Source organism: Pseudomonas marginalis (assembly GCF_008692035.1).
Taxonomy (GTDB): Bacteria; Pseudomonadota; Gammaproteobacteria; order Pseudomonadales; family Pseudomonadaceae; genus Aquipseudomonas; species Aquipseudomonas marginalis.
The window spans coordinates 1,678,772-1,692,484 of record NZ_VTFG01000002.1 but is presented as its reverse complement, the minus strand read 5'-3'; the positions used below and the strand labels follow the sequence as shown (position 1 = coordinate 1,692,484).

General features: G+C 62.4%; 14 protein-coding genes. 2 read left to right on the top strand and 12 right to left on the bottom strand.

From position 1 onward, the window contains the following. Positions 1 to 169 precede the first annotated feature (169 nt). Positions 170 to 1,183: an AI-2E family transporter gene (locus FX984_RS28060; RefSeq protein WP_027607720.1), complete on the top strand. Its 1,014-nt coding sequence runs from the start codon at positions 170 to 172 to the stop codon at positions 1,181 to 1,183. Between the two features lie 77 nt (positions 1,184 to 1,260). On the opposite strand, the gene FX984_RS28055 is transcribed toward FX984_RS28060, so the two are convergent. Together FX984_RS28055 and FX984_RS28050 are read right to left on the bottom strand one after the other, a co-directional pair. After that, positions 1,261 to 2,409 (bottom strand): integrase core domain-containing protein, encoded by a 1,149-nt coding sequence (locus FX984_RS28055; RefSeq protein WP_098480417.1) that lies wholly within the window; start codon positions 2,407 to 2,409, stop codon positions 1,261 to 1,263. Between the two features lie 195 nt (positions 2,410 to 2,604). Beyond that, complete coding sequence (locus FX984_RS28050) at positions 2,605 to 3,873, bottom strand: Hsp70 family protein (RefSeq protein ID WP_027607721.1); 1,269 nt, start codon at positions 3,871 to 3,873, stop codon at positions 2,605 to 2,607. A 238-nt stretch (positions 3,874 to 4,111) separates the two neighbouring features. Here FX984_RS28050 and FX984_RS28045 point away from each other — a divergent pair, with 238 nt between their 5' ends. After that, entirely contained in the window at positions 4,112 to 5,050 is a 939-nt protein-coding gene (locus FX984_RS28045; protein WP_027607722.1) for a DnaJ C-terminal domain-containing protein, read from the top strand. A gap of 46 nt (positions 5,051 to 5,096) precedes the next feature. Here the strand turns inward: FX984_RS28045 and ureC are convergent, their stop codons facing one another. From ureC to urtB, 10 genes are all read right to left on the bottom strand, one after another. After that, the gene (gene ureC / locus FX984_RS28040; protein WP_027607723.1) at positions 5,097 to 6,797 is read right to left on the bottom strand and encodes an urease subunit alpha; all 1,701 of its coding nucleotides are present in this window, start codon (positions 6,795 to 6,797) and stop codon (positions 5,097 to 5,099) included. Between the two features lie 111 nt (positions 6,798 to 6,908). Further along, complete coding sequence (locus FX984_RS28035) at positions 6,909 to 7,214, bottom strand: urease subunit beta (RefSeq protein WP_027607724.1); 306 nt, start codon at positions 7,212 to 7,214, stop codon at positions 6,909 to 6,911. Continuing rightward, positions 7,211 to 7,744 (bottom strand): GNAT family N-acetyltransferase, encoded by a 534-nt coding sequence (locus tag FX984_RS28030; protein ID WP_027607725.1) that lies wholly within the window; start codon positions 7,742 to 7,744, stop codon positions 7,211 to 7,213. The genes FX984_RS28035 and FX984_RS28030 overlap by 4 nt, the downstream gene beginning before the upstream one ends. A gap of 5 nt (positions 7,745 to 7,749) precedes the next feature. Then, positions 7,750 to 8,262, bottom strand: a complete 513-nt coding sequence (locus FX984_RS28025) for a GNAT family N-acetyltransferase (protein ID WP_027607726.1) — start codon at positions 8,260 to 8,262, stop codon at positions 7,750 to 7,752. Positions 8,263 to 8,271: 9 nt separating this feature from the next. Next, complete coding sequence (gene ureA / locus FX984_RS28020; protein WP_003171437.1) at positions 8,272 to 8,574, bottom strand: urease subunit gamma; 303 nt, start codon at positions 8,572 to 8,574, stop codon at positions 8,272 to 8,274. A 146-nt stretch (positions 8,575 to 8,720) separates the two neighbouring features. Next, positions 8,721 to 9,560 carry an urease accessory protein UreD gene (locus FX984_RS28015; protein ID WP_027607727.1) on the bottom strand — a complete coding sequence of 280 codons (840 nt, stop codon included), beginning with the start codon at positions 9,558 to 9,560 and terminating at the stop codon, positions 8,721 to 8,723. A gap of 33 nt (positions 9,561 to 9,593) precedes the next feature. Beyond that, positions 9,594 to 10,292: an urea ABC transporter ATP-binding subunit UrtE gene (gene urtE / locus FX984_RS28010; RefSeq protein ID WP_027607728.1), complete on the bottom strand. Its 699-nt coding sequence runs from the start codon at positions 10,290 to 10,292 to the stop codon at positions 9,594 to 9,596. Between the two features lie 12 nt (positions 10,293 to 10,304). Further along, complete coding sequence (gene urtD, locus FX984_RS28005; protein ID WP_043293781.1) at positions 10,305 to 11,138, bottom strand: urea ABC transporter ATP-binding protein UrtD; 834 nt, start codon at positions 11,136 to 11,138, stop codon at positions 10,305 to 10,307. Next, entirely contained in the window at positions 11,135 to 12,202 is a 1,068-nt protein-coding gene (urtC, locus tag FX984_RS28000; protein WP_027607730.1) for an urea ABC transporter permease subunit UrtC, read from the bottom strand. The genes urtD and urtC overlap by 4 nt, the downstream gene beginning before the upstream one ends. Beyond that, positions 12,202 to 13,704 (bottom strand): urea ABC transporter permease subunit UrtB, encoded by a 1,503-nt coding sequence (gene urtB, locus FX984_RS27995; protein ID WP_146478280.1) that lies wholly within the window; start codon positions 13,702 to 13,704, stop codon positions 12,202 to 12,204. Before urtB ends, urtC begins: the two co-directional genes overlap by 1 nt. Positions 13,705 to 13,713: the final 9 nt, after the last annotated feature.

Here is a 13,713-nt window from a genome sequence, read left to right as displayed (position 1 = left end):
AGGCCCCAGAAGGCTGCGACACTCGCACACAGCCCCTCTGTAGGAGCGAGCTTGCTCGCGAAGAACGCAATTACCCCGCGTTTATTCAGAATAAACGCGTTATCGTTGGCGACCTTCGCGAGCAAGCTCGCTCCTACACATCCTTTAACGCCGTTCGTTTTGAGGCTGTATGCCAACGTTTTCTCAGCGTCACGTGTTATTGCTGGCCAGCTACATCATCATTTTCGGCGGGTTGCTGCTGGTATTGCCGCTGAAATTGCTGCCCAGCCTGCTGGCCGGCCTGTTGGTCTATGAACTGGTCAACATGCTCACCCCCCAACTGCAACGGCTGATCGAAGGGCGCCGCGCGCGCTGGCTGGCGGTGGCCTTGCTCGGCACCCTGATCGTCAGCGTGCTGGCCCTGATCTTCGCCGGCGCCATCAGCTTCCTGCTTCATGAAGCGGAAAACCCCGGGGCTTCCCTGGATAAATTCATGGGCGTAGTCGACCGCGCGCGCGGCCAACTGCCGCCGTTCCTCGATGCCTACCTGCCCGCCAGCGCGGCCGAGTTCCGTGTAGCCATCGGCGACTGGCTGAGCAAGCACCTGAGCGAACTGCAACTGGTCGGCAAAGACGCCGCCCACATGTTCGTCACCCTGCTGATCGGCATGGTGCTCGGCGCGATCATCGCCCTGCAGCGGGTGCCCGACCTGACCAAGCGCAAACCCCTGGCCGCGGCGCTGTTCGACCGCCTGCACCTGCTGGTCCAGGCGTTCCGCAACATCGTCTTCGCACAGATCAAGATCGCCGCGCTCAACACCGCCTTCACCGCCGTGTTCCTCGCCGTGGTGCTTCCGCTGTGCGGCATCCACCTGCCGCTGACCAAGACCCTGATCGTGCTGACCTTCCTGCTCGGCCTGTTGCCGGTGATCGGCAACCTGATGTCCAACACCCTGATCACCATCGTCGCGCTGTCGTTGTCGATCTGGGTGGCGGTGGCGGCGCTGGGGTATCTGATCGTGATCCACAAGGTCGAGTACTTCCTCAACGCGCGCATCGTCGGCGGGCAGATCAGTGCCAAGTCGTGGGAGTTGCTCCTGGCGATGCTGGTGTTTGAAGCGGCGTTTGGTTTGCCGGGGGTGGTGGCGGGGCCGATTTACTATGCGTATCTGAAGAGTGAGCTGAAGCTCGGTGGTATGGTTTAAGGCGTGTGTTGCCTGGGCGGGCCCCATCGGGGTGTAGAACCGTAGACATCGTTTACATCTGAAACCGGGGACATCGTTTACACATTTGAGGCCTGGACGCGGGTCATACCTCGTCCAAGCCTCCCCAAGGGATAATCACACAGGTACAAATCCCAAGCATCATCTTCAGCTTCTTTGAGCCCTATCCTTTCCCCGGACAGCGCCTCGCTGATAAATACCAACTTGCCGTTCCACTTGATCGATCCGTCCTGCCTGACGCTTCGAACTTTCATTTCTGCCGGATATTCCACATCGGGCAAGCATCCTGGATAAATTCGGGTGGACGGCACATACAAGTCTCCCGGACTTTTCATGCCGAGCGCTTCGTGAGGGCGTACGTAATTAAACTCATGCCTGAAATGCTCCAGCAAAAGCTGCTGCTCGACTAAGTTTTTCCCTAAGGGCAACTCAAGTTTCAAGCTACGGTGCATTCGTTCATGGCGACCATTCTGGGCGGGTCTTCCCGGCATGGTTCGCTCGGGATAAATACCCAGCCGAATCCACCAAACTGCCAGTGTGGAGATTCTTGCCAGGCCAGGAGAGGCGAACGGTACCCCGTTGTCTGAACGGATAACTTCCGGCATGCCGTACTCCTGAAAAAGCCTCTCAAAGGCCTGTTTTACGGGCTGGGTCATGATCTTGGGATGGGCCCTACACGCTAAAATCAGCCGCGTCGCATGGTCTGTGACGGTCAAAGGGAAGCACATCTGAGCATTAAGCATCTTGAACTGCCCTTTGTAGTCAGCACACCACGTCTTGTTAGGTTCGTCGGCCTTTCGCATTTGTGCGTGGGAAATGCTGTGTCGGCGTTTGAAGCGCCGCTTTTTGACGAGCCCAAGTCGGTCAAGCCATTGACCGGCCGTACTTGGAGAGGGCCAGGTGACGGAGGGATCTTCCAGCCGTAATAGCTCGAGAAGCTTTTTCGGCCCCCATTTATCGTGAGCCTCCTTCATCGCGACTACACGGGCCAAAATCTCGTCGTCGGTTTTATTTGGGCTGTTGTGAGGTCGCCGGGACAGTTCGGATAAAGACCTCAAATCGCCGTCGTGCCGGGCAATCCACTTATCGACGGTAGGTCGGCTAACGTCAAAGCGGCGTGCCAACTGGCTTTTAGTGAAGTTGCCAGAAAGCCAATCAGCTACCAGCTTGATTCTTTGATTCATGGGGGACTCTTGGTTCCAGGGCATGATCAGTTACCTCCTGATCATGCGTATTAGCCTGTAAACCATGTCCCCGGTTAGAAATGTAAACGATGTCCCCGGTTTGTACCGGGGCAAGCCCCCTCCCACATTTACTGTGTCTACACAGGTCGACTTGTGAACACGGTCAGTGTGGGAGGGGGCTTGCCCCCGATGAAGTCGCCACGGTATTTCAGGTAAAACTCAGCAGCCGTAGCGCTTGCTCGCCTCGATCGCCAAACCACTGCCGATACTGCCGAAGATATTCCCCTCCACATGCCGGGCATTCGGCAGCATGGCCGAGATGCTGTGGCGCAGCGCCGGGATGCCGCTGGAACCGCCGGTGAAGAACACCGTGTCCACCTGGGCCACCTCCACGGAAGCGTCGGTGAGCAACTGCGTCACGCTGTTGCGCACGCGCTCCAGCAAGCCATCGATGGCCGACTCGAACAGTGCGCGGCTCAGGTCCACGCTCAACCCCGCTTCAACCCGGTCCAGCGGCACGTGGCGGCTGTCTTCGTGGGTGAGCTGGATCTTGGTCTCTTCCACTTCCATGGCCAGCCAGTGCCCGGCGCGCTGTTCGATCAGCTTGAACAGGCGATCGATGCCGCCGGTGTCTTCGATGTCATAGCGCATGCTGCCCAGGGCCAGCTGGGATTTCTGCGAGTACACCGAGTTGATGGTGTGCCAGGTCGCCAGGTTCATGTGGTGGCTGGTGGGCATGTAGGCACCGCTTTTCATGCGGCTGCCATAGCCGAACAGCGGCATCATGCCGGCCAGGGACAGTTGCTTGTCGAAGTCGGTCCCGCCGATGTGCACGCCGCCGGTGGCGAGGATGTCGTCCTGGCGGTTGTCGTTGTGGCGGCGCTCCGGGGACAGGCGCACCAGCGAGAAGTCGGACGTACCCCCGCCGATGTCGACGATCAGTACCAGCTCTTCCTTCTCGATGGTGGACTCGTAGTCGAACGCAGCGGCAATCGGTTCGTACTGGAACGAGATGTCCTTGAAACCGATCTTGCGCGCTACGTCGACCAGGGTGTTTTCGGCTTCCTGGTCGGCCATCGGGTCGTCATCGACGAAAAACACCGGGCGGCCCAGCACCACTTCTTCGAATTCGCGGCCGGCGGTGGCTTCGGCGCGGCTCTTGAGTTGGCCGATAAACAGCGCCAGCAGGTCGGTGAACGGCATCGCCGTGCCCAATACGCTGGTGTCGTGCTTGATCAACTTGGAACCCAGCAGGCTCTTGAGCGAGCGCATCAGCCGGCCTTCGTAGTTCTCCAGGTATTCGTGCAGGGCCAGGCGACCGTAGACCGGGCGGCGCTCCTCGAAGTTGAAGAACACCACCGACGGCAGGGTGATCTTGTCGTCCTCCAGCGCGATAAGCGTTTCCATGCCGGGGCGGATCCAGCCGACGGTGGAGTTGGACGTGCCGAAGTCGATACCGCAGGCACGGGCTGGGGATGGGTTTTTCATGTCTATCGGGTTCCGGTTGAAAAACGGCCGCGCAGTGTATGCCAGTCGAGGGCGGATGCGTAGGCCGACCATCCGTTAAATCGTGCTTGAAAGTTCAGCATTCGCCCCCACATCTGGTGCATACGGCAAGCGCCGATAACACTTTGACGCACCCCCAGGCCACAAGACTCAACAGGTGCAAACCAGCGCACGTTGTGCCCCGGGCTGTGCGATCTCGATTAAGGATGGTGAACCGCCGATGGATTTCAAAGACTACTACAAGATTCTGGGTGTCGAGCCGAGCGCCGATGACAAGGAAATCAAGGCCGCCTATCGCAAGCTCGCGCGCAAATATCACCCGGACGTGAGCAAGGAAAAAGACGCCGAAGCCAAGTTCAAGGACGCGTCCGAAGCCTATGAAGCGCTTAAAAGCGCCGACAAGCGCGCCGAATACGACGAACTGCGCAAATACGGCCAGCATGGCCAGCCGTTCCAGGGCCCGCCAGGCTGGCAGAGCCGTGGCGGGTTTGGCGGTGGCCAGGGCACCGAGGATTTTTCCGACTTCTTCAGCTCGATCTTTGGCGGGCGTGGCGATGCCTTCGGTGGCGGCCAGCGCCGTCCAACCGGGCGCAAAGGCCAGGACGTGGAGATGCAGCTGTCGGTGTTCCTCGAAGAGACACTGTCCACCGAGTCCAAGCAGATCAGCTTCCAGGTGCCGCAATACGACGCCTCGGGCCGGCATGTCAGCAACACCACCAAGAGCCTGAACGTGAAGATCCCCGCCGGCGTGGCCGACGGTGAGCGTATTCGCCTCAAGGGCCAGGGCGCACCGGGTGTTGGCGGCGGGGCCAACGGTGACCTGTACCTGATCGTCAAGTTTGCGCCGCACCCGAAGTTCGAAGTGGATGGCGAAAACCTGATCATCAACCTGCCGCTGGCGCCGTGGGAGTTGGCGTTGGGCGCGGAAGTGGCCGTGCCGACCCTGACCGGCAAGATCAACCTCAAGGTGCCGGCCGGCAGCCAGAACGGCCAGCGCATGCGCGCCAAGGGCCATGGTTTGCTGAACAAGGCCGGGCAGCGCGGCTTCCTGTACGTGCAGCTCAAGGCGGTGATGCCGCCGGCAGGCGATGACGACGTGAAAGCGTTGTGGCAGGAGCTGGCAAAAAAAGCCGCGTTCAATCCGCGCGAGCAGTTCTAAGGGGATTTGTGGTGAGGGCACAAGCTCCCTCACCACAGGTTTCAAGTCAGAACAGGAAATACCGCTGCGCCATCGGCAACACATCCGCCGGCTCACACCACAGCAGCACCCCGTCGGCCTTGACCTGATAGGTCTGTGGGTCCACCTCGATGTCCGGCAGGTAATCGTTGTGGATCAGGTCGGTTTTCTGCACATCGCGACACCCTTTCACCACCCCAATCTGTTTCTTCAGGCCCAGGGCTTGCGGCAAGCCTGCGTCCAGGGCTGCCTGGCTGATAAAGGTCAGGCTGGTGGCATGCAATGAGCTGCCGAAACTGGCGAACATCGGGCGGTAGTGCACCGGCTGCGGGGTGGGGATCGATGCATTGGCATCGCCCATCAGGCTGGACGCAATCGCGCCGCCCTTGAGGATCAGGGTCGGCTTGATGCCGAAGAACGCCGGGCGCCACAGCACCAGGTCAGCCCACTTGCCCACTTCGATGGAACCGACGATATGGCTGATGCCGTGGGTGATCGCCGGGTTGATGGTGTACTTGGCGATGTAGCGCTTGGCGCGGAAGTTGTCGTTGCCGGGGCCGTCACCGGGCAGGGCGCCGCGCTGTTTCTTCATCTTGTCGGCGGTCTGCCAGGTGCGCGTGATCACTTCACCGACGCGGCCCATGGCCTGGCTGTCGGAGCTGATCATCGAGAACGCGCCGAGGTCGTGCAGGATGTCTTCGGCGGCGATGGTCTCGCGGCGGATGCGGCTTTCGGCGAAGGCCACGTCTTCGGCAATGCTCGGGTCCAGGTGATGGCAGACCATCAACATGTCCAGGTGCTCGTCGATGGTGTTGCGCGTGAACGGCCGCGTCGGGTTGGTGGAGCTGGGCAGCACATTGGGAAAGCCGCAGGCCTTGATGATGTCCGGCGCGTGGCCGCCGCCGGCACCTTCGGTGTGGTAGGTGTGGATGGTGCGGCCCTTGAGCGCGGCCAGGGTGGTTTCGACAAAGCCGGATTCGTTGAGGGTGTCGCTGTGGATCGCCACCTGTACGTCGTACTGGTCGGCGACGCTCAGGCAGTTGTCGATGCTGGCGGGGGTGGTGCCCCAGTCTTCGTGCAGCTTCAAGCCGATGGCGCCGGCCTTGACCTGCTCGATCAACGGCTCGGGCAAGCTGGCGTTGCCCTTGCCGGTCAACCCTATGTTCATCGGGAACGAGTCGCTGGCCTGCAGCATGCGCGCCAGGTGCCAGGGCCCGGAGGTGCAGGTGGTGGCGTTGGTGCCGGTGGCCGGCCCGGTGCCGCCGCCGATCATGGTGGTGACGCCGCTGGTCAGCGCCTCTTCGATCTGCTGCGGGCAGATGAAATGCACGTGGGAGTCGATGCCGCCGGCGGTGAGGATCATGCCTTCGCCGGCGATCACTTCGGTGCTGGCGCCGATGGCCATGGTCACGCCGGGCTGGATATCCGGGTTACCGGCCTTGCCGATCGCGTGGATGCGGCCGTTCTTCAAGCCGACGTCGGCCTTGACGATGCCCCAGTGATCGATGATCAGCGCGTTGGTGATCAGGGTGTCGACGACTTCATGGGCGAGCAATTGGCTCTGGCCCTGGCCGTCGCGGATCACTTTGCCGCCGCCGAATTTCACTTCTTCGCCGTAGACGGTGAAGTCCTGCTCGACTTCGACGAACAGCTCGGTGTCGGCCAGGCGGACCTTGTCACCGACGGTGGGGCCGTACATGTCGGCGTAGGCTTGGCGGCTGATTTTCATGTGTGTGCCCTGAAATATTTGTGTTGAATGTGAAATCGCTATCGGGGGCAAGCCCCCTCCCACCTTTGGAATGCGTTCCCCTGTGGGAGGGGGCTTGCCCCCGATGAGGCCCTAAAGGTCGCCCATGATCCGCCCGGCAAACCCGAACACCCGCCGCCCGCCGCTCAAATCCACCAGCTCGACCTCACGGCTCTGCCCCGGCTCGAACCGCACCGCCGTGCCCGCCGGAATATTCAGGCGCATGCCGCGGCTCAATGGGCGGTCAAATGTCAGCGCGTCATTGGTCTCGAAAAAATGGTAGTGCGAACCCACCTGGATCGGCCGGTCGCCGCTGTTGGCCACGCTGAGGGTGACGGTGCGTCGGCCGACGTTGAGTTCGATCTCGCCAGGCTGGATCTGATATTCGCCAGGAATCATGCAGGTTGCCCCAGGGTCTTGAAGTAGATGGCGGTCGGGCTGTAGCGCCCGTCCGGGCTTTGGCAGTAGTCGGGCAGTTCACCGATCTTGGTGTAGCGCAGCGACTGGTAGAAGGCTTCGGCAGGCGAGCCGGCTTCGGTGTCCAGGTACAGCAGGCCGCGCTTGTGCTGACGCGCGGCGAGTTCCAGGGTGTTCATCAATTGTTGGCCCAGGCCGTGGCGCCGCGCGTTGCTGTGCACCAGCAGCTTTTGCACTTCGGCGCGGTTCAGGCCGTTGGCTTTCTGGCACAGCGCCAACTGTACGCTGGCGATCACCTGCTCATCGCGCACCACCACCCACAGCAACAGGCTGGCGTCTTCAATGCTCGCCTGTACCCCGTCCAGATAGGCACGGGCCTGGGCCTCATCGAAGTCGGCCATGAAACCCACCGACGCACCGTGCTTGACCGCATCCAGCAACAGCTCGATCAGGCCCCGACGGTAGTGGGCAAAACTTTCAGCATTGACTCGACGCAGTTGCGCGGCGTTCATCGAACTCACTCCTTGGGCGGTTGCGCGCCCGGATTCAATGTCAGTTGCATAAAGGTCAGGTCCAGCCAGCGGCCGAACTTGATGCCCACTTGGGGCATTTGCCCGGTGGTGACGAAACCCAGGCGTTCATGCAGGCGGATCGAGGCCCGGTTGCCGCTTTCGATGGCCGCCACCATTACGTGTTTGCCGCCACTGCGGGCGCGCTCGATCAGGGTTTGCATCAGGCGTGGGCCGAGGCCCTTGCCGCGCTGGTCGTTGCGTACGTACACCGAGTGTTCGACGCTGTAGCGAAAGCCTTCGAACGGGCGCCAGTCGCCGAATGAGGCGTAGCCGGTGACTTCATCGTTCTCCACTGCGACCAGGATCGGATAGCCCTGGGCCTGGCGTGCACTGAACCAGGCCTGGCGGTTGCCGAGGTCCACCGGTTGTTCGTTCCAGATTGCCGTGGTGTTGAGTACCGCGTCGTTGTAGATGTCGCGGATCGCCGGCAGGTCTTGCTCGGTTGCATCACGAATCATGGCCGTGCCTCACGCGATGGGTTGGTGGACGGTCACCAGCTTGGTGCCATCGGGGAAGGTGGCTTCCACCTGGATATCCGGGATCATTTCCGGGATGCCTTCCATCACCTGTTCACGGCTGAGCAGGGTGGTGCCGTAGTGCATCAGGTCGGCCACGGTGCGGCCATCGCGGGCGCCTTCCATCAAGGCGGCGGAGATATAGGCGATGGTTTCCGGGTAGTTGAGCTTCACACCGCGCGCCAGGCGCCGTTCGGCGACTAAGCCGGCGGTGAAGATCAGCAGTTTGTCTTTTTCCCGTGGGGTCAGGTCCATGGTTCAAGGTCCTTCAAAGAATGCATTCTTAAATACAACAGAGATCAAGTGTGGGAGGGGGCTTGCCCCCGATGGGGGGTGTCAGGCAATACATCTTTCACTGACCCACCACCATCGGGAGCAAGCCCCCTCCCACATTTTGATCTTCATGTGCTCCATATTCGTGGTGAGACTGCTTCCCGTCCTAGCACCGCCGGGCGTAACAATTTCCATAAATCAATCAACCACCCCCGCGCCAGCAGCGCTTCACTGGCCAGGCAGCGGGCGACCAGCAAGCCGGGCAGTTGGGTCAGGTCGCCGCGCACGGCGTGGGGCAGGGCGCGGCAGTGTTCGAGTAATTCGGGCTCGATATCGCCGGTCACCAGCAGCGTGGCGAACACCGGTTGGCCGTCCAGGCCGATGGGCGAGTCGAGCAGGCCATCGGCGCCCACAATGCGCTGGCGCTCGTGCCAGAGCAACTGGCCGTCGCGGCGGATATCCAGGTGCGATTGAAAGTGGCCCAGGTCGAAGCGCTCGCCACTGGCCGGGCGCCCCAGGGCGATCACGTCCCAGTAGAACAGCCGGGCATCGCCGTGCAGGTCGATGCGGGTGCTGAGTTCGGCCTGGGCGGCGCTGAACACGATGGTTTCCTGGGGCAGCCATTCCAGGGTCGCGCCGGCTTCCACGGTGAGATCAAGTTGCTGATACGCCGGGCCGCTGGCGCGATACCACTTCGCCGCGCCGGGGCTGGTCAATTGCGCCCAGGCACCCTCGGCGACATGGGCGCGGATGTCCAGGCGGTCGCCGCCGGCAATCCCGCCGGGCGGGTGCACGATGATGTGCTGGCACACCTCGGGGCCTTCGGCGTACAGGTGCTTTTGCACCCGCAGCGGGCCAAGGTGACGGCGCATCACCGGGCGCGTGGTGTCGCCGAAACGCGCGTAGCCGAGGTCCAGCTCGGCGTGCCAGCTGGGGGTGAACAGGGCAGGGGAAACGGGCAGGTTCATGGTTTCTTGTGCTTATCGTCAGGACGCTACAGGTTAGATGGTAACCAAACCGCGCACACCCTCACTCTCCATATTTTCACCACGGCCCTGCTGCACGATTTCACCGCGCGACATCACCAGGTACTGGTCGGCCAGTTCGGCGGCAAAGTCGTAGAACTGCTCCACCAGCAGGATCGCCATATCGCCGCGCGCCGCGAGCTTCTTGATCACGGCGCCGATCTCCTTGATCACCGAGGGCTGGATGCCTTCGGTGGGCTCATCGAGGATCAACAGGCGCGGGCGGCTGGCCAGGGCGCGGCCGATGGCCAACTGTTGCTGCTGGCCGCCGGACAAATCGCCGCCACGTCGGTGCTTCATTTGCAGCAAAACCGGGAACAGTTCGTAGATAAACGCCGGCACTTCCTTGGCTTCGGAACCGGGAAAACGCGACAGCCCCATCAACAGGTTTTCTTCCACCGTCAGCCGCCCGAAAATCTCCCGGCCCTGGGGCACGTAGGCGATGCCGGCGTGCACGCGCTGGTGCGGCTTGAAGCCGGTGATGGCCTTGCCCTCCCAGTTCACCGCGCCTTCCTTGGCCGGCAGCAACCCCATCAGGCATTTGAGCAGGGTGGTCTTGCCCACGCCGTTACGGCCGAGCAGGCAGGTGACTTCGCCGATCTTCACGTCGAAGGACAGCCCGCGCAGGATGTGGCTACCGCCGTAGTACTGGTGCAGCTTGTCGACTTGCAGCATGTTCAGTTCTCCTTAGCGACCGAGGTAGACCTCGATCACCCGCTCATTTTCCTGCACCTGTTCCAGCGACCCTTCGGCCAGCACGCTGCCCTGGTGCAACACGGTGACGTGGTCGGCAATCGAGCCGACAAAGCCCATGTCGTGTTCCACCACCATCAACGAATGCTTGCCCGCCAGGCGCTTGAACAGTTCGGCGGTGAATTCGGTCTCGGCGTCGGTCATGCCCGCCACCGGTTCGTCCAGCAGCAACAGTTGCGGGTCTTGCATCAGCAGCATGCCGATTTCCAGGAACTGCTTCTGGCCGTGGGAGAGCAAGCCGGCGGGCCGATGCATTGAGGCGGTGAGGCGGATGGTATCGAGCACTTCATCGATTCCATCCTTTTGCTCGCCGCTCAGGCGCGCACGCAGGCTGGCCCACACTGACTTGTCGGTCTTCTGCGCCAGCTCCAGGTTTTCGAACACGCTCAGGGCTTCGAACACCGTGGGTTTCTGGAACTTGCGGCCGATGCCGGCCTGGGCGATCTGCACTTCGCTCATGCTGGTCAAGTCGAGGGTTTCGCCAAACCAGGCCTTGCCGTGGCTGGGCCGGGTCTTGCCGGTGATCACGTCCATCAGTGTGGTCTTGCCCGCGCCGTTGGGGCCGATGATGCAGCGCAATTCACCGACGCCGATGTACAGGTTCAAGTCGTTGAGCGCCTTGAACCCATCGAAGCTGACGCTGATATCTTCCAGGGTCAGGATGGTGCCGTGGCGGGTGTTCAGGCCGGTGCCTGCGGCCTGGCCGATGCCGATGGCATCGCGGCCGCTGCCCGCATCGAAAATAGGTTCGAGCATGACGTTCCTCATTTCTTCAACAGCCCGATAACGCCCTTGGGCAGGTACAGGGTGACGATGATGAACAGCGCCCCGAGGAAGAACAGCCAGTACTCCGGGAAGGCCACGGTGAACCAGCTCTTCATGCCGTTGACCACGCCGGCGCCGAGCAACGGCCCGATCAGCGTGCCACGCCCGCCCAGGGCCACCCACACGGCGGCTTCGATGGAGTTGGTCGGCGACATTTCACTCGGGTTGATGATGCCCACCTGCGGCACGTACAACGCGCCTGCCAGGCCGCACAGCACCGCGCTCAGCACCCACACGAACAGCTTGAAGCCGCGCGGGTCGTAGCCGCAGAACATCAGGCGGTTCTCGGCATCGCGCAGGGCGGTCAGCACCCGGCCGAACTTGCTCCGGGCCAGGCGCCAGCCGATGTACAGGCTCGCCACCAGCAGCACCACCGTGGCCACGAACAGCACGGCCCGCGTGCCCGGTTCGGTGATGCCGAAACCGAGGATGCTGCGGAAGTTGGTGAAGCCGTTATTGCCACCGAACCCGGTCTCGTTGCGAAAGAACAACAGCATCCCGGCAAAGGTCAGCGCCTGGGTCATGATCGAGAAATACACGCCCTTGATCCGCGAGCGGAACGCGAAGAAACCGAACACCAGCGCCAGCACGCCCGGCGCCAGCACCACCAGGCACAGGGCCCAGAGGAAGTGCTCGGTGCCGACCCAATACCAGGGCAATTCGGTCCACGACAAAAACGTCATGAACGCCGGCAGCTCACTGCCTGCGGCCTGGCGCATCAGGTACATGCCCATGGCATAACCGCCGAGGGCAAAGAACAGGCCGTGGCCCAGGGACAACATCCCCGCGTAGCCCCACACCAGGTCCAGGGCGAGGGCGACAATGGCGTAGCAAAGGATCTTGCCCACCAGTGTCAGGGTGTAGGCCGATACATGCAGCGGGTTTTCCGGCGACAGCAGCGAACACACCGGCAGGGCCAGCAGCAGCAACAGCACCACCGCGCCGACTGCAATCGTCACCTGGGGGCCGGCCTTTTGCGTGGCCGTAAGCATCAATGGCTGGTTCATCAGTCGATCACCCGTCCTTTCAGTGCGAAGAGTCCCTGCGGGCGTTTCTGGATAAACAGAATGATCAGCGCGAGGATCAGGATCTTGCCGAGCACGGCACCGATCTGCGGTTCCAGGATCTTGTTGGCGATACCCAGGCCGAACCCTGCCATCACGCTGCCGGCCAACTGGCCGACGCCGCCGAGTACCACCACCAGGAACGAGTCGATGATATAGCTCTGGCCCAGGTCAGGGCCGACGTTGCCGATCTGGCTCAGCGCCACGCCGCCCAAGCCCGCGATACCGGAGCCCAGGCCAAACGCGAGCATGTCCACCCGCCCGGTGGGCACGCCGCAGCAGGCGGCCATGTTGCGGTTCTGGGTCACGGCGCGCACGTTGAGGCCCAGGCGCGTCTTGTTCAGCAGCAGCCAGGTGAGCACGACCACAAACAGCGCGAAGGCGATGATCACGATGCGGTTGTAGGGCAGCACCAGGTTGGGCAGCACCTGGATCCCGCCGGACAGCCACGCAGGGTTGGAGACCTCGACGTTCTGCGCACCGAACACCAGGCGCACCAGTTGGATCAGCATCAGGCTGATGCCCCAGGTGGCGAGCAGGGTTTCCAGCGGGCGTCCATACAGGTGACGAATCACCGTACGCTCCAGGGCCATGCCGATGGCGGCGGTGACGAAGAACGCCACCGGCAGTGCGATCAACGGGTAGAACTCGATGGCCTGGGGCACATAGCGCTGCATCAGCAGCTGCACCACGTAGGTGGAGTAGGCACCGAGCATCAGCATCTCGCCGTGGGCCATGTTGATCACGCCGAGCAGGCCGAAGGTGATCGCCAGGCCCAGGGCCGCCAGCAACAGGATCGAGCCCAGGGACATGCCGCTGAAGGCCTGGCCGAGGATCTCACCCAGCATCAGTTTGCGTTTGACCTGGGCCAGGCTGGTCTCGGCGGCGGTGTGCACGGCGGCGTCGGTTTCCACCCCGGGCTCCAGCAGCGCTTCGAGGCGCGTGCGGGCCAGCGGGTCGCCGGTACTGCCGAGCAGACGCACGGCGGCGAGGCGCACGGCCGGGTCGGTGTCGACCAGTTGCAGGTTGGCCAGGGCCAGGCTGAGGGCGGAGTGCACATCCTCGTTGGTCTCGGCGGCGACCTGCTGGTCGAGGAATTTCAGTTGCGCCGGTTGCGCGCTTTTTTGCAGGGTGCGTGCCGCGGCCAGGCGCACCTTGGGGTCGGCGGCGAGCAGTTGCTGGCTGGCCTGCACGTTGTCGATCAAGCCGCGCAGGCGGTTGTTCAGGCGTACGGTCCTGGTCTCGCCGTTGAGCGTGAGCTGGCCCTGTTGCAGGGCGTCCACCAACTCGATGCGCGCCGGATCGGGCTGGGCGGCCCAGTCCTGGAGGAGCTTGGCTTGTTGCGTCGGGTTGGCGGCCAGGAAGTCTTCGGCGTCGCCGGCATGGGCCGCCAAAGGCAGCAATAGCAGGGCCGTGAGGATGAAACGGTGCAGGGCAGTGGGCATACAAATTGT